The organism is Novosphingobium sp. 17-62-19 (genome assembly GCF_002256775.1).
Taxonomy (GTDB): Bacteria; Pseudomonadota; Alphaproteobacteria; order Sphingomonadales; family Sphingomonadaceae; genus Novosphingobium.
This window is the reverse complement of sequence record NZ_NCII01000102.1, coordinates 1-14,486: the sequence shown is the minus strand read 5'-3', so window position 1 is coordinate 14,486 and position 14,486 is coordinate 1. Positions and strand designations below refer to the sequence as shown.

The 14,486-nt window shown below is 60.3% G+C and carries 15 protein-coding genes and 1 pseudogene; 3 read left to right on the top strand and 13 right to left on the bottom strand.

What is annotated here, in order from left to right:
- The first annotated feature begins 78 nt into the window (after positions 1-78).
- From pstB to phoB, 3 genes are all read left to right on the top strand, one after another.
- On the top strand, positions 79-894 hold the full coding sequence (pstB, locus tag B7X90_RS16085) for a phosphate ABC transporter ATP-binding protein PstB (RefSeq protein ID WP_292626109.1): 816 nt from the start codon (positions 79-81) through the stop codon (positions 892-894).
- 28 nt (positions 895-922) lie between these two features.
- Positions 923-1,609 carry a phosphate signaling complex protein PhoU gene (gene phoU / locus B7X90_RS16080; RefSeq protein ID WP_292626108.1) on the top strand — a complete coding sequence of 229 codons (687 nt, stop codon included), beginning with the start codon at positions 923-925 and terminating at the stop codon, positions 1,607-1,609.
- Positions 1,610-1,685: 76 nt separating this feature from the next.
- Positions 1,686-2,375 carry a phosphate regulon transcriptional regulator PhoB gene (gene phoB, locus B7X90_RS16075; protein WP_292626107.1) on the top strand — a complete coding sequence of 230 codons (690 nt, stop codon included), beginning with the start codon at positions 1,686-1,688 and terminating at the stop codon, positions 2,373-2,375.
- A gap of 4 nt (positions 2,376-2,379) precedes the next feature.
- Here the strand turns inward: phoB and B7X90_RS16070 are convergent, their stop codons facing one another.
- The 13 genes and pseudogenes from B7X90_RS16070 to B7X90_RS16010 form a co-directional block, all read right to left on the bottom strand.
- On the bottom strand, positions 2,380-3,876 hold the full coding sequence (locus B7X90_RS16070; RefSeq protein WP_292626105.1) for a mannosyltransferase: 1,497 nt from the start codon (positions 3,874-3,876) through the stop codon (positions 2,380-2,382).
- Positions 3,873-4,151 carry a DUF1467 family protein gene (locus B7X90_RS16065; protein WP_292626103.1) on the bottom strand — a complete coding sequence of 93 codons (279 nt, stop codon included), beginning with the start codon at positions 4,149-4,151 and terminating at the stop codon, positions 3,873-3,875. The genes B7X90_RS16070 and B7X90_RS16065 overlap by 4 nt, the downstream gene beginning before the upstream one ends.
- Positions 4,152-4,159: 8 nt before the next feature.
- Entirely contained in the window at positions 4,160-5,812 is a 1,653-nt protein-coding gene (locus B7X90_RS16060) for a ribonuclease J (protein ID WP_292626100.1), read from the bottom strand.
- The gene (locus tag B7X90_RS16055) at positions 5,809-6,609 is read right to left on the bottom strand and encodes a type III pantothenate kinase (protein WP_292626098.1); all 801 of its coding nucleotides are present in this window, start codon (positions 6,607-6,609) and stop codon (positions 5,809-5,811) included. Before B7X90_RS16055 ends, B7X90_RS16060 begins: the two co-directional genes overlap by 4 nt.
- Positions 6,593-7,324, bottom strand: coding sequence for a biotin--[acetyl-CoA-carboxylase] ligase (locus B7X90_RS16050; protein WP_292626096.1), 732 nt, complete (start codon positions 7,322-7,324; stop codon positions 6,593-6,595). The genes B7X90_RS16055 and B7X90_RS16050 overlap by 17 nt, the downstream gene beginning before the upstream one ends.
- 4 nt (positions 7,325-7,328) lie before the next feature.
- On the bottom strand, positions 7,329-8,792 hold the full coding sequence (gene nuoN, locus B7X90_RS16045; protein ID WP_292626093.1) for an NADH-quinone oxidoreductase subunit NuoN: 1,464 nt from the start codon (positions 8,790-8,792) through the stop codon (positions 7,329-7,331).
- Positions 8,792-10,360 (bottom strand): NADH-quinone oxidoreductase subunit M, encoded by a 1,569-nt coding sequence (locus B7X90_RS16040; protein ID WP_292626091.1) that lies wholly within the window; start codon positions 10,358-10,360, stop codon positions 8,792-8,794. Before B7X90_RS16040 ends, nuoN begins: the two co-directional genes overlap by 1 nt.
- Positions 10,357-12,299, bottom strand: a pseudogene (gene nuoL / locus B7X90_RS16035) (NADH-quinone oxidoreductase subunit L). Before nuoL ends, B7X90_RS16040 begins: the two are co-directional and overlap by 4 nt.
- 9 nt (positions 12,300-12,308) lie before the next feature.
- On the bottom strand, positions 12,309-12,614 hold the full coding sequence (gene nuoK, locus B7X90_RS16030) for an NADH-quinone oxidoreductase subunit NuoK (RefSeq protein ID WP_292626089.1): 306 nt from the start codon (positions 12,612-12,614) through the stop codon (positions 12,309-12,311).
- A 124-nt stretch (positions 12,615-12,738) separates the two neighbouring features.
- On the bottom strand, positions 12,739-13,356 hold the full coding sequence (locus B7X90_RS16025) for an NADH-quinone oxidoreductase subunit J (protein ID WP_292626088.1): 618 nt from the start codon (positions 13,354-13,356) through the stop codon (positions 12,739-12,741).
- A gap of 12 nt (positions 13,357-13,368) precedes the next feature.
- Positions 13,369-13,854: an NADH-quinone oxidoreductase subunit NuoI gene (gene nuoI, locus B7X90_RS16020; protein WP_292626087.1), complete on the bottom strand. Its 486-nt coding sequence runs from the start codon at positions 13,852-13,854 to the stop codon at positions 13,369-13,371.
- Complete coding sequence (locus B7X90_RS16015) at positions 13,851-14,333, bottom strand: hypothetical protein (protein WP_292626086.1); 483 nt, start codon at positions 14,331-14,333, stop codon at positions 13,851-13,853. Before B7X90_RS16015 ends, nuoI begins: the two co-directional genes overlap by 4 nt.
- On the bottom strand, positions 14,330-14,486 hold a 157-nt coding region (locus B7X90_RS16010), incomplete at its 5' end, for an NADH-quinone oxidoreductase subunit H (protein ID WP_292626111.1). The genes B7X90_RS16010 and B7X90_RS16015, both read right to left, overlap by 4 nt.

The window sequence follows — 14,486 nt, the reverse complement described above, 5'->3', positions numbered from 1 at the left end:
TGGTACTCCTCGTCTTCCTGCTCCTGATGAACGGCCTTGCGATCTACTTGCGCAACCGCTTCGAACAACGGTGGTAAAATGAACGCTGAAGTGATCCCGGCAGAACCGCAGGCTGAAGAAAAGCCCTACTTCGACGCGCCTTTGAAGATGAGCGCGAAGAACGTGTCGGTTTTCTATGGTGACAAGCGCGCGATTGACGATGTGTCCATCGAAATTCCGCAGCGCTATGTCACGGCTTTCATCGGCCCATCGGGCTGCGGCAAATCCACGTTCCTGCGTTCCTTGAACCGCATGAATGACACCATCGCCAATGCCCGCGTCGAAGGTGAAATCCTGCTCGACGGGCAAGACATTTACAAGTCCGGCATGGACGTGGTGCAGTTGCGTGCCCGCGTAGGTATGGTGTTCCAGAAGCCGAACCCCTTCCCCAAGTCGATTTACGACAACATCGCCTATGGCCCGAAGATCCACGGCATCACCGGCAGCAAGGCCGAACTGGACGGCATCGTCGAACAGTCGCTCCGCCGCGCAGGCCTGTGGGATGAAGTGAAGGACCGTTTGTCCGACAGCGGCACCGCGCTTTCCGGCGGACAGCAGCAGCGCCTGTGCATCGCCCGCGCCATCGCCGTCGATCCCGAAGTGATCCTGATGGACGAGCCTTGTTCGGCCCTTGATCCCATCGCCACCGCGCGCATCGAAGAACTGATCGACGATCTGCGCGGTCGCTATGCCATCGTCATCGTCACCCACTCGATGCAGCAGGCCGCGCGCGTTTCGCAACGCACCGCGTTCTTCCATCTGGGTAAGGTCGTTGAATACGGCAAGACATCCGATATCTTCACCAATCCGCGCGAAGAACGGACGAAGGACTACATCACTGGCCGCTACGGCTGAGCCAAGGAAACGGGACGAGAAGGACGAAATGGTGGCCGAACATACCGTCAAGGCATTCGACGAGGATATCACCCGGCTGCGCGGCCTTGTCGCGGAGATGGGTGGCCTAGCCGAGCTTTCCGTTTCCGAAGCGATGGATGCGCTGGTGCGCGGTGACCATGAACTGGCCGCCGGTGTGATCGCGCGTGACAAGCGGATCGATCAGCTTGAAGCCGAAGTCGACAAACTGGCGATCCGCGTCCTCGCCCTGCGCGCCCCGATGGCGGACGATCTGCGCGAAGTCATCGCCGCATTGAAGATTGCAGGCGTCATCGAGCGTATTGGCGACTATGCCAAGAACATCGCCAAGCGCGTGGGCATCATCGAAGGCCGCAAGCGGTTCGAACCACTGACTCTGCTGCCTGCGATGAACGAACTCGCCGCTGACATGGTCCACGATGTTCTCACCGCGTTTGCCGCACGCGATCCGGTCAGCGCCGAAGAGATCGTGCTGCGCGATGCCAAGGTCGATGCATTCTACGATTCGATCTTCCGCAATCTGGTGTCGTTCATGGTGGAAAACCCCGCCACCATCAGCAGCGCGGCGCAATTGCTGTTCGTCGCCCGCAATATCGAGCGGATCGGCGATCACGCCACCAATATCGCCGAAATGGTGTACTACGCTGCCACTGGCGCCAACCTGCCCGAGCGCGAGGAAGTCATTCCCCCTGCCTGACTGCCCTTTTCACATTATCGTCATATGGTGGTAACATTTCGGGTGCTTTGGCAAGCTGACTGTCATGGAGGTTCGCGTGCCCGCTCCCAAATTGCTGCTGGTTGAAGACGATACGGCTCTGGCCGAACTGGTCGAATACCGCTTTCGCGGCGAAGGCTACGATGTGCGCACCACCGACGACGGTGATGAAGCGCTGCTGCTTGCCGCAGAGGAGGCGCCGGATCTCGTGCTCCTCGATTGGATGATCGGTGGCACCAGCGGCATCGAGGTCTGCCGCCGCTTGCGCCGTAACAAGGAAACCGCGCACGTCCCGATCATCATGCTCACCGCCCGTTCAGATGAGGATGATCGCATTCGTGGACTGGAAATCGGCGCGGACGATTATGTTACCAAGCCCTTCTCCCCGCGCGAACTGATCGCCCGCGTCGGCGCAGTCCTGCGCCGCGTGCGCCCCGCTCTGGCCGGAGAGACGATCACTGTCGGCGATCTCTCGCTCGATCCCAACGCGCACCGCGTCACCCGTCGCGGCTCGCCGATGAAGGTCGGTCCCACCGAATTCCGCCTGCTCAAGCACTTCATGGAGCATCCCGGTCGCGTTTTCTCGCGCGGGCAATTGCTCGATGCGGTCTGGGGCAGCGGCAGCGACATCGAATTGCGCACCGTGGACGTCCATATCCGCCGCCTGCGTCAGGCCGTCGCCATCCCCGGCGCTGCTGATCCGGTGCGCACCGTGCGCTCGGCCGGTTACGCCCTTGAAGGAGTCTGACGGCTTATAGATCCTTGGCGATCAACTGTCGGTTGTAATCGAACACGCCCGCTGAACCCGTACACGGCCCCGGCCTGACCGCGACACAATACTGCTGTTCGAACAGCGGCGCCCTGGGCGACATGCACCCGGCAAAGCGATAGGCCTGCGGCAACTCGCCCAGATGCTCGATCGGTGCGATTGCCACGTTATAGCGCGATTGGGCCAATGACGCCGAGATTGGCCCATCAAGCAAAAGCGCAGGCACATCGCGATTGAACATCGCGCGCGACATGAACGGCACGTCGCGGATGCGATAGGTTGCCACGCCGCACACACCCGGCACCAAACGCGCGGTCCGCAGCGCCTTGAGCGGGGCTTGCCCAATCGTCCAGTTCACCGCGAACGGCTGAACAGCACCTAAATGCACCGAAAGCGCCAACCACAGCACCAGCAGCAGTGCAAAGCGCCGTTTCGGCACGGCATTCTGCCCTTTGCGCGCCAACCATTGCAACAGGTCAACCGACCCGATTGCAGCGAGCAAAACCAACAGCATCACCCCCAACAGGATGAACCGATACTCCTTGTGCCCGATGCCCGAATGCACTGCGATGACTGCCAAAGCCGTCGCCAGCAGCACCGGATACCGCTTCGCCCCAAACACCAGCGAAGGCAGGATCAGCACGAAAGCAAACTGCCACTGCCAAGCCAGAACCTGCAAATACCAGGTGGCTGGCTCCAGTCCGTAGGCGTGACTTCGGTTCGCAACAACGTTGGCGAAAACGTTGTTATATATCCACAAAAGCGGCCATTCACCCATGATGGCATTGGCGAATACATCAACCAGTACGCCGCCTGCCGCTCCCCCCAGCAGCAACGGCCAGCTCTTGCGAAAATCGAACCGTGCAGCCCACAGAAACGGTATCACCAAAGCTGGCCCCAGCGGGAACCGCGAAATGCATCCAAGGCCAAGCAAGAAACCCGCAAGCACAGCATCCTGACCACGCCCTGCATCCCGAAACCGCACCAGCAGCGCGAGGCTGGGCAGGATTGCCAACGTTGCCAGACTGCCGCTTGATGGTCGCACCCCGAAGTAGGCAATGTCGACCCATACTGCCGCGACAAAGGCTGCCGCGATGGCGTGCTGTCGGGTGATGCGCGCGCCGAATGACCAGGCACTCCAGACCACGCCGAGCGAGGCGAGGCCGGTTGCCAAACGGGGCAAGAGAAGGTGCAATTCCCCCGCAGGATCAATCGCGTGACCGAGCCAAACAGAGGGCAATATGGCCAGAGGAATCAGCCAGCTGCGGATGCCGAGCCGGATGTCCCAGGTGCGTACCCAGTCACCGGTGACCAACCCATAGGCCGGTTCGATGTACTGCCAGATTTCGTCCGGGTGGTGATAGACTGTCAGCAGCGCGATCGACAGGCGGATCACTGCGGCGAGCAGGAGAAGCCAGAGTAGCGCTGGATCAATCCTGCGCCACGCCCCGCCCTTCGTGCTGCCCGGCCCGCCGATCACCGACCGTGCGAAAAGTACGTCGTGATGTCGAGGTCCGCAACGGTGATCCAGCCATTCATGTAGTTCGCATAATAGAACGCAAACAACAGGATAGACAGAATGGTGGCGCGGGTGATAATCTTGCGCGGGTTGAAATTCCCCGGCGCACTATCGGCCTGCCCAGCCACTTTGGGCGTGCCCAGTTCATCATGTGTGCGCACGCCGAAAGGCAGCACGAGGAACGCCGACATAACCCAGAACAGGCCGTAGATCGCAATAATCGAAGTGATCTTCATGGGGTGCCTCAGCTTTCCCGCAGCATGACCTGCACAACCGGTTTTTTTCCAGACCAGCGCTGACCGGTCCGGCGCACGGCAAGGCGCACCGCTTCTGCCACGGCCACCCGGTCACGCTTGCGGTCACCCTTGAGGTTTCGGATAGCCTCGGCAGTCTCAACCTTGGTTTCTGCGACAAAGGCTTCCATGTCTTCATCGAGCGGGATGCCGATAGCCGCAACCTCAACGTCCGAAGCCAACACCCCATCGCGCCGCACGGCCAGCGCCACGGTGATCAGGCCGTTAAGCGAAAGCTTGCGCCGCGCCACCACGCCTTCGCCATCGGCAGGCGCAATGATGTCACCGTCCAGCACAAGACGGCCCGCCCGCTCTTCCGAAATCTTCTTTGGCCCATTCGGTGCAAGGCGGATGAGATCGCCGTTCTTCTGGAAGATCGCCTTGGGAATGCCTTCGTCTAGCCCAAGCTGCGCCTGTTCGGCCATGTGGCGGATTTCGCCATGGACCGGCACAAGGATTTCCGGCCTGATCCAGTCGTATAGCGCCACGAGTTCAGGCCGCCCCGGGTGCCCGGAAACGTGGATCATCGATTGCTTGTCGGTGACCAGCTTTACGCCCTTTTCGACAAGCGAATTCTGGATGCGCCCGATGGCAAGTTCATTGCCGGGGATCTGGCGGCTGGAGAACAGAACGACATCGCCTTTCTCAAGTCGGATAGGATGCTGCTCTCCGGCGATGCGGGCCAGTGCCGCACGCGCCTCACCCTGCCCACCCGTGGCCAGCACCAGGAGTTCACCGCGCGGAAGGTCCATCGCGTCGTCCATGTGGACGAGTTCGGGAAAGCCCTTGAGATAGCCGCAGGACTTGGCAACGCGGATGATCCGGTCGAGCGAGCGGCCAGCAACGCAAAGCTTGCGCCCCGTCGCTTCGGCCACTTCGCCCAGTGTCTGCAATCGCGCCACGTTGGAAGCAAACGTGGTGACAACCACCCGCCGCCCCTTCTGCGCAGCGACCGCTTCCATCAACCCGGCGCGAACTTCGCCCTCGGAACCCGAAGGCTTCGGATTGAAAACATTAGTGGAATCGCAGACCAGCGCGAGAATGCCTTCATCGCCAATCGCAGTCAGTTCTTCCTCGGTCGCAGGCGTGCCGATGCGCGGCTCGTCATCCAGCTTCCAGTCACCGGTGTGGAATATCTTGCCATGCGGTGTATCGATCAGCAGTGCATTGCCCTCGGCAATCGAATGCGCCAGCGGCACATAGCGGATGCCAAAGGGGCCAAGTTCGAAACGATCTAGGTGATCGATGACGTTGAGTTCGATCTCCTTGTCGATCCCAGCCTCGACCAGCTTTTCATGGACCAGCTTGGCGGTAAAAGGCGTGGCATAGAGCGGCACGCCGAGATCCTGTGCGAAATAGGGCACCGCGCCGATGTGATCTTCGTGCGCATGGGTCAGCACGATGCCTACCAGATCGTCGAGCCGCTGCTCGATAAAATCCAGATCGGCGAAGACCAGATCGATACCGGGATAGTAGGGGTCGGCAAACGTCATGCCGAGATCGACCATCAGCCATTTGCCATCGCAGCAATAGAGGTTGACGTTCATCCCGATTTCGCCCGATCCGCCGAGCGCAAGGAAAAGTAGTTCTTTAGCTGATTTCACGAATTTGCTTTCCGCTCTGCAAGGCCAGTCCGCTCTGCAAGTATCGCCAGGCCATCGAGCGTCAGATCGGTGTCCACATGGTCAAAAATGTCGGTGTGCTCATCAAACAGGACAGCAAGGCCACCTGTTGCAATAACCTTGGCCGGTCGGCCTATTTCGGCGCGAAGGCGGGAAATCAGCCCCTCCATCATCGCAACATATCCCCAGAACACGCCAATCTGCATCTGATCTTCGGTATTCCGGCCAATGACGGTGTTGGTGCCGCGCGGCGGAGCGATGGCAATACGCGGTAGCTTGGCCGTGGCATTGACCAGTGCATCAAGCGAAAGGTTGATCCCCGGCGCAATGATGCCGCCTTTGTACGACCCGTTGAAGTCCACCACGTCGAACGTCGTCGCCGTGCCGAAATCGACCACGATCAGATCGCCCGGAAACTTGGCGTGCGCCGCCACGGTGTTGACCGCACGATCCGCGCCGAGCGAGCGCGGCTCGTCCACGTCAGCCTCGAAACCCCATTCAACCGGTGCTTGCCCAGCAATCAGCGGATCGAGGCCAAAGTACTTCTGCGACAGCACCGTCAGGTTGTGCAACGCGCGCGGCACGACCGTGGAGATGAGTATCTGCTTTACCGCCTTCGAGTCAAAGCCCTGAAGTTGCATCAATTGCAGCAGCCACACCGCATATTCATCTGCCGTGCGGCGGGGATCGGTGGCGACGCGCCAGCGTGACTTGATCTCGCGGCCCTGAAACAGGGCGAAAACGATGTTGGTATTGCCGACATCAATCGCCAGAAGCATGAGAACCCACCATATCTATGTCGCCCGCGTGGATGGCACGGACTGCGCCATCCGCCAAGCGCAGAAGGGCCACGCCATCGTCATCGATACCTGCGAACGCTCCCATAATGACGCCGTGGTCGCGATCCTTGACCGAAACCAGTGTCCCTGTGGGCAATGCCCGCGTGAGCCATTGCTGGCGCAGCAGCGGCCATTCGCCATAGTGCCAGCGATCAGCTGCATCACGAAACCGTGCGGCAAGTTCAGCAGCAAAAGCATCGCGGGTGATGGTGAAGCCCAGCGCCGCGAGACTTGCCGTAGCACGATCTGAAAGGTCCGGGGACTGCACAAGGTTCACGCCGATGCCCACAACCACTGCATCGCCCTGCCGCTCAAGCAGAATGCCCGCCAACTTGGTCTCACCCACCAACAGATCGTTCGGCCATTTCAGTCGCAAGTCCTGTAATTGCGGGGCCAGCGCCATCACACTCTCGTGCGCGGCAAGACCAGCCACCAGCGCAAGGGTCTGCGGCAAAGGATTACTGGCGCGCAAATGCACAACCGTCGATCCCATGAAATTGCCAAAGCCATCCGACCAGACGCGCCCTGCCCGCCCGCGCCCAGCACTCTGGCGGTCGGCCACCAACCACCGACCTTCCTGCACATGTTCCCCTCCACCAAGGCGAGCCAATAGCGCGCCGTTGGTCGAAGGGATTTCAGCCAGCCTTTCGATCAAAAGCTCAACCGACCGGGATCAGCGCGGCAGTGGCATAGTCTGCCAGCGTCCCGAGGCACTTCGTTCCAAGATAGCCCAGCGGTGAAATTGCCAGCGTCGACAGCACCAGCAGCACGGTGTGCGAGGTTTCGCCTGTGCCCTTCACCACATCGGCTGCCTCGTCAAAATACATGACCTTCACGACCTTGAGGTAGTAGAACGCACCGATCACCGATGCCGCAATGCCGATGGCGGCAAGTGCGATCATGTCTGCCTGCACCGCAGCCTGGAATACCACGAACTTGCCCCAGAAGCCGAACAGCGGCGGAATGCCGGCAAGGCTGAACATCACCGACGCCATCGCCAGCGCAATCCACGGGCGCGTCTTGGAAAGCCCCGCCAAATCCGAAATCGCCTCAACCTGTTCGCCATTTTCGTCGCGCAGAAGCAGCACTGCCACAAAACCCGCCACCGACATGGCGACATAGATCGCGATGTAGACCAGCATCGCCGAAGCGCCTGCACGGGTCGCCGTGGCGAGGCCGATCAGGATGAAGCCGACGTTGTTGATCGACGAATAGGCCATCAGGCGCTTGATGTTGTTCTGACCAATCGCGCCCAGTGCACCGATCACGATCGAGAGCAGCGCCATGAAGATCACGACCTGCTGCCATGCCTGCGTCTGGCTACCGAAAGCCTCAAAGCTGACGCGCATCAGCAGGCCCAGCGCGGAAACTTTAGAAGCCGTGGCAAAGAACGTCGTCACCGGGGTCGGCGCGCCCTCATAAACGTCGGGCGTCCACATGTGGAACGGTGCCGCGCTGATCTTGAAGGCAAGGCCTGCCAGCATGAAGATCAGACCAAAAGTCGCACCGGTGGGCAGCCCGCCGGACAGCGCGGCGTTGATCCCGGCAAAGCTGGTGGTGCCGGTGAACCCGTAGGTCAGGCTCATGCCGAACAACAGGATGCCCGAAGCCAGCGAACCCAGCACGAAGTACTTCAAGCCCGATTCCGCCGAACGCTCGTTGTTGCGCAGCGACGACGCCAGCACATAGGACGCAAGGCTGTTCAGTTCGAGACCGATATAGAGCGCCAGCAAGTCTCCGGCCGACACCATCATGCCCATGCCGAGCGAGGCGAACAGGACGAGCAGCGGGAATTCCGCGCGCATCGCCTTGGCTTTGTCGAAGAACGGCTGCGCGATGATCAGCGTCACGCCCGCGCTGGCATAGATCAGCAGCTTGGCAAAGGCAGCGAAGGCATCGGCACGGTGCTGTCCGCCAAAGGCCGACACGTCCGGCCCCATCGCCTGCCCCCAGAGCGTGGGTGCGGTAAGGAAAGCGCAAGCGGTCAGCACGGCAACCGAGGCTATCGAGATACGGCGCGAAGCCTTGTCACCGCCCCAGGCGGCGACCATCAGAAGTACCAACCCGGATACCGAAATCAGGATTTCAGGCGCGGTGAGCGCAAGCGAACGGGCGAAGTCCATCAGTGTGCCCCCTCAGGCGCTGCATTGTGTGCGGCAGAATGCCCGGAATTGTGAGCGGCCATCGGCTTTCCAGAAGTTCCTTGGCCAGCAGTAGGTTGGGCATCGCCCTTCGGCTTGGCCTGCGCCAAGCGCGCGTCCAGCGCGGCAATATCCTTGCGCATCGGGGCGATGAAGCTTTCGGGGTACACGCCCATCCACAGCACCACGGCAGCCAGCGGTATCATCATCGCCCATTCTCGCTTGTCGAGATCGGGCATGGCGGCGGCATCGGCGTTCTTCTGTTCGCCATAGGCCACGCGGCGGTAAAGGTAGAGCATGTAGGCCGCACCCAGGATGATTCCGGTGGTGCAGATCAGCGCGACCCAGCTGGAGATCTGGTAGATCCCGATCAGCGAGAGAAACTCACCCACAAAGCCGCTCGTCCCCGGAAGGCCGATGGACGCCATTGTGAACAAAAGGAAGAACACTGCATAATACGGCATGTTGATCGACAAGCCGCCGTAACGCGCAATCTCACGCGTATGCAGACGGTCGTAGATCACGCCAACGCTGAGGAACAGCGCGCCAGCGACGAGGCCGTGGCTGAGCATGATCAGCATCGAGCCTTCAAGGCCCTGCTGGTTGAAGGCAAACAGGCCGACCGTAACAATCGCCATGTGAGCGACTGACGAATAAGCGATGAGCTTCTTCATATCGGTCTGCACCAGCGCGATCAGCGACGTGATCACCACGGCTGCCATCGACATGAAGAACACCAGCGGCGCGAACTGTGCCGATGCTTCAGGGAACATCGGCAGCGAAAAGCGGATGAAGCCGTAGCCCCCCATCTTCAGCAGCACGCCTGCAAGGATCACCGAACCGCCGGTAGGAGCCTGCACGTGGGCATCGGGCAACCAGGTGTGGACCGGCCACATCGGCATCTTCACCGCAAAGCTGGCGAAGAACGCGAGCCACAGCCATGTCTGCGCCTCAACAGGGAAGTTGTAGGCCATCAGTGTCGGAATGTCAGTCGTGCCGGCTTCGTTCACCATCCAGAACATCGCGATCAGCATCAGCACCGAGCCGAGCAGTGTGTAGAGGAAGAACTTGTAGCTGGCATATATGCGGTCCGCCCCGCCCCACACACCGATGATCAGGTACATCGGGATCAGGCCGGCTTCGAACATGATGTAGAACAGGAACAGATCCTGCGCTGCAAACACGCCGATCATCAGCGTTTCCATCACCAAAAACGCCGCGTAATATTCGCCTTCGCGCTTGTCTATGGAGGTCCAGCTGGCGCCGATGCACACCGGCATCAGGAACACGGTGAGCGCAATCAGCAGCAGCGCAATGCCATCGATGCCCAGCTTCCACGAGAAGCCTGCGAACAGCGCGGCACTTTCGGTAAACTGCCACTGCGCACCACCGATGTCGTAATTCGCCCAGAGGATAACACCCAGAACGAAGTCGATCAGCGTGGCAATCAGCGCAACGCTGCGCGCCTGTTCACGCGGCACGACGAGGCAGGCTACCGCTGCAACCAGCGGAACCAGCAGCATCAGCGAGAGGATCGGAAAACCGGTCATTGTGCGATCACCCAGCTGATCGCGCCGACAAGGCCGACGAGCATGACCAGCGCATAGCTATAGAGATACCCCGACTGGAGCTTGGCGGCGGCGCGGCTGCCCAGAGCCACGACTGAAGCGGCTCCGTTCGGGCCGAAGCGGTCGATGATGCCCTGGTCGACAACCTTCCAGAACACCCGGCCCAGCCACATTGCGGGGACGACGAAGACATAGTGGTAAAGCTCGTCGAAGTACCACTTGTTCAGCAGGAACTTGTAGAGGAATCCGAACTGCTCGACGAAGGCCGCAGGGAACTTCGTGTTCTTGATGTAGGCGTACCATGCGATCAGCAGACCGGTGGCCATCACCGCGAACGGCGCCCACTTCACCCACGTCGGCACTTCATGCATCGCGTGGATGGTGTGTTCGGCAAAGACCAGCGAACCCTTCCAGAAGTGGCCGGTGCCTTCGCTGATGAACGCATGGTGGAAGACAAAGCGTGTGCATGGGCGTGATCGTCGTGACCGTGTGCATGATCATCGTGACCGTGCGCATCGTGGACCGCGTGCTGGATATGCTCGGACTGCTCCCAGCGTGGTTTGCCGAAGAAGGTCAGGAAGATCAGACGCCACGAATAGAAGCTGGTCAGCAGCGCGGCAAAGATGCCAAGGAAGAAGGCGAAATAGCCCAGTTCCGTCCCCTTGGCATAGGCCGCTTCAAGGATCGCATCCTTCGAATAGAAGCCTGCAAAGCCGAACACGTCGACAATGCCGACGCCGGTAATGGCCAGCGTACCCGCCATCATCGCCCAATAGGTCAGCGGGATGCTCTTACGCAGACCGCCATAGTACCGCATGTCCTGCTCGTGGTGCATCGCATGGATCACCGAGCCTGCGCCAAGGAACAGCAGCGCCTTGAAGAAGGCGTGCGTGAACAGGTGGAACATCGATGCGCCATAGGCGCCAACGCCCGCCGCAAAAAACATGTAGCCCAGCTGCGAACAGGTGGAATAGGCGATCACGCGCTTGATATCGGTCTGCGTCGTGCCAACTGTGGCCGCGAAGATGCAGGTCATCGCGCCGATGAACGTCACCATCGCCAGCGCCGTCGGGCTGACTTCGAACATCGGCGACAGGCGGCAGACCATGAACACACCGGCGGTGACCATCGTGGCTGCGTGGATCAGCGCCGAAACCGGGGTCGGGCCTTCCATCGCGTCGGGCAACCAGGTGTGCAGGCCAAGCTGCGCCGATTTGCCCATTGCGCCGATGAACAGCAGGATACACAACACGGTCATCGTATCGAGGCGATAGCCGAGGAAGCCGATGGTCGAACCGGCCATTCCGGGCGCGGCGGCAAGGATTTCGGGGATCGACACGGTGCCGAACACCAGGAACGTCCCGAAAATGCCCATCATGAAGCCAAGGTCGCCCACGCGGTTGACCACGAAGGCCTTCATCGCGGCGGCGTTTGCGCTCGGCTTGCGGAACCAGAAACCGATCAGCAGGTACGAGGCAAGGCCCACGCCTTCCCACCCAAAGAACATCTGGACGAGGTTGTCGGCGGTCACCAGCATGAGCATGGCGAAGGTGAACAGCGAGAGGTACGCAAAGAAGCGCGGCTGATCCGGCTCCTCGCTCATGTACCCCCATGAATACAGGTGGACGAGCGCCGAGACGCTGGTGATAACCACCAGCATGACCGCTGTCAGCGTGTCGACCCGCAGCGCCCAGTCAAAGTCGAGCGTGCCCGACTTGACCCACTGCAGCACCGGCGTGACGCTGGCTTCGGCATGGCCGCCGAGGAACGACAGGAAAATCGGCCATGACAGCGCGCAGGAGATGAACAGCGCCCCGGTCGTCACGACCTTGGCGGGCACCGCGCCCATGCGCTTGTTGCCAAGCCCGGCGATAATCGCTGCCAGAAGCGGCAGGAATACGATGATCAGGATGGAAGACATTGCCCCGACTCAGCCCTTCATCCGGTTGACGTCGTCCACGGCAATCGTGCCGCGACCACGGAAATAGATGACCAGAATGGCAAGCCCGATAGCCGCCTCACCCGCCGCCACGGTCAGCACGAACATCGCGAAGACCTGTCCGACCAGATCGTGCAGGAACGCGCTGAACGCGACGAAGTTGATGTTCACCGACAGCAGGATCAGTTCGATCGCCATCAGGATGATGATCACGTTCTTCCGGTTGAGGAAGATGCCCAGCACGCCCAGCACGAACAGGATCGAGCTGACGACTAGGTAGTGTTCGATGCCGATCATTCACTCGACCCCGTATTTAAACCCAAACCCCGCTCAGGCTGAGCTTGTCGAAGCCCGTACGCGAGCGTCGCGCATTCATCCTTCGACAGGCCCAGGATGAGCGGCTGTGGTGTGAACCCACTTATCACAGCTGAACTCCCTTGCCGCTTTCCGGCTGCATGTTGATCGTTGCGTCTTGCGGACGGCGCGCGTTCTGCTTGGCAACGTTCTGGCCGCGCGTGCCGCTGCGCTCACGGTGCGTCAGCACGATGGCGCCGATCATGGCGACCAGCAAGATGATGCCCGCCGCTTCGAACAGGAACAGGTAGCGCGTGTAGAGCAGCGCCCCGATGGCCTGAATGTTCGACATGTCCGCCGCTTGCGTGGCGGTTCCACTGGCAATGCCCAGTTCAACCCCGCCCGCGCCATGCACGACCAGGCCGATGAACAGTTCGACGAACAGCACCACCGCCAGCGCAATGCCCAGCGGGAAGTTCTTCACGAACCCTGCCCTCAGTTCGGCAAAGTCGATGTCGAGCATCATGACCACGAACAGGAACAGCACCGCGACCGCGCCGACATAGACGATGACCAGCAGCATCGCGATGAACTCCGCGCCCACCAGCACCATCAGGCCGGCAGCGTTGAAGAACGCGAGGATCAGCCAGAGCACCGAATGCACCGGATTGCGCGCGAGGATCGTCACAGCACCGCTGAAGATGCAGAGCGTGGCGAAGAGATAGAAGGCAAATACCTGGATCATCAGCGCGGCCCCCTAGCGATACGGCGCATCGGCTTCAAGGTTCGCGGCAATCGCCCGCTCCCACTTGTCCCCGTTCGCGAGCAGCTTGGTCTTGTCATAAAGCAGCTCCTCGCGCGTTTCGGTCGCATATTCGAAGTTTGGCCCTTCGACCACGGCATCGACCGGGCAGGCTTCCTGGCAGAAGCCGCAGAAGATGCACTTGGTCATGTCGATGTCGTACCGCGTGGTGCGGCGGCTGCCGTCCTCACGCGGTTCGGATTCGATGGTGATCGCCTGCGCCGGACACACCGCCTCGCACAGCTTGCACGCGATGCAGCGCTCTTCGCCGTTGGGATAACGACGCAGCGCATGTTCACCACGGAAGCGCGGCGAAAGCGGGTTCTTCTCGAACGGGTAATTGATCGTCGCCTTGGGCTTGAAGAGATACTTCAAGGTCAGCCAGTGCGCCTTCACGAACTCCCACAGGGTGAACGACTTGATGAGTTGGGCGGGGGTCATTTCACGGCTCCCTTGGCACATTCGCCCTCAAGCAGCGCTACAAACGGCTCACGTCCGGTCTTTGCGTCGCCAGCAATTGCAGACGGCAAAATCATCACTTTCGATTTGCCTTCGCTTTGATCAACGATCTGGATCATCGTAACACAAGCACGCTCTGTAAATGTGCAAGGTCCACCAGAGATTGCAGTAACCACACCCGAAAATTCCGAGGTCGGAATGTATGGATATTTACCCTCAATTTGAATCGGGTCAGCTGGCCAAATCACTTCGGCATAAGACGGTTCGTCCTTGCCCTTTGAATCGGCAATATGAAGTTTGAACTTCCAGTCGGAGTAACCGGTCTCGATCCGCATCACCTTGGCAGTCTCACCCTCCCTCAGGAAGGAAACCGGGCCTTCAAGGGCACAATCATAGCTCGTTGCAGACGCAGGGCTCACTAGCATTAGCGATGCAACACAGGCTAAAATACGAGATTTCATGAGTACCTCGTCAGCATCAGCCAGCCGCTTACCAGCACCACGAACAGCAGCGATACGGGCAGGAAGATCTTCCAGCCCAGGCGCATCAGCTGGTCATAGCGATAGCGCGGGACGGTCGCCTTCACCCAGCTGAAGATGAAGAAGAAGAACAGG

Bases quoted from the DNA above. Each gene is read 5' to 3' on its own strand.
- nuoI (WP_292626087.1), bottom strand. From the start codon at position 13,854: ATGACCCCCGCCCAACTCATCAAGTCGTTCACCCTGTGGGAGTTCGTG.
- nuoN (WP_292626093.1), bottom strand. From the start codon at position 8,792: ATGGACTTCGCCCGTTCGCTTGCGCTCACCGCGCCTGAAATCCTGATT.
- B7X90_RS16055 (WP_292626098.1), bottom strand. From the start codon at position 6,609: ATGCTTCTGGCGATTGATGTCGGCAATACCAACATCGTTTTCGCCCTG.
- phoU (WP_292626108.1), top strand. From the start codon at position 923: ATGGTGGCCGAACATACCGTCAAGGCATTCGACGAGGATATCACCCGG.
- pstB (WP_292626109.1), top strand. From the start codon at position 79: ATGAACGCTGAAGTGATCCCGGCAGAACCGCAGGCTGAAGAAAAGCCC.
- nuoK (WP_292626089.1), bottom strand. From the start codon at position 12,614: ATGATCGGCATCGAACACTACCTAGTCGTCAGCTCGATCCTGTTCGTG.
- B7X90_RS16015 (WP_292626086.1), bottom strand. From the start codon at position 14,333: ATGAAATCTCGTATTTTAGCCTGTGTTGCATCGCTAATGCTAGTGAGC.
- B7X90_RS16025 (WP_292626088.1), bottom strand. From the start codon at position 13,356: ATGATCCAGGTATTTGCCTTCTATCTCTTCGCCACGCTCTGCATCTTC.
- B7X90_RS16065 (WP_292626103.1), bottom strand. From the start codon at position 4,151: ATGAAGATCACTTCGATTATTGCGATCTACGGCCTGTTCTGGGTTATG.
- B7X90_RS16040 (WP_292626091.1), bottom strand. From the start codon at position 10,360: ATGACCGGTTTTCCGATCCTCTCGCTGATGCTGCTGGTTCCGCTGGTT.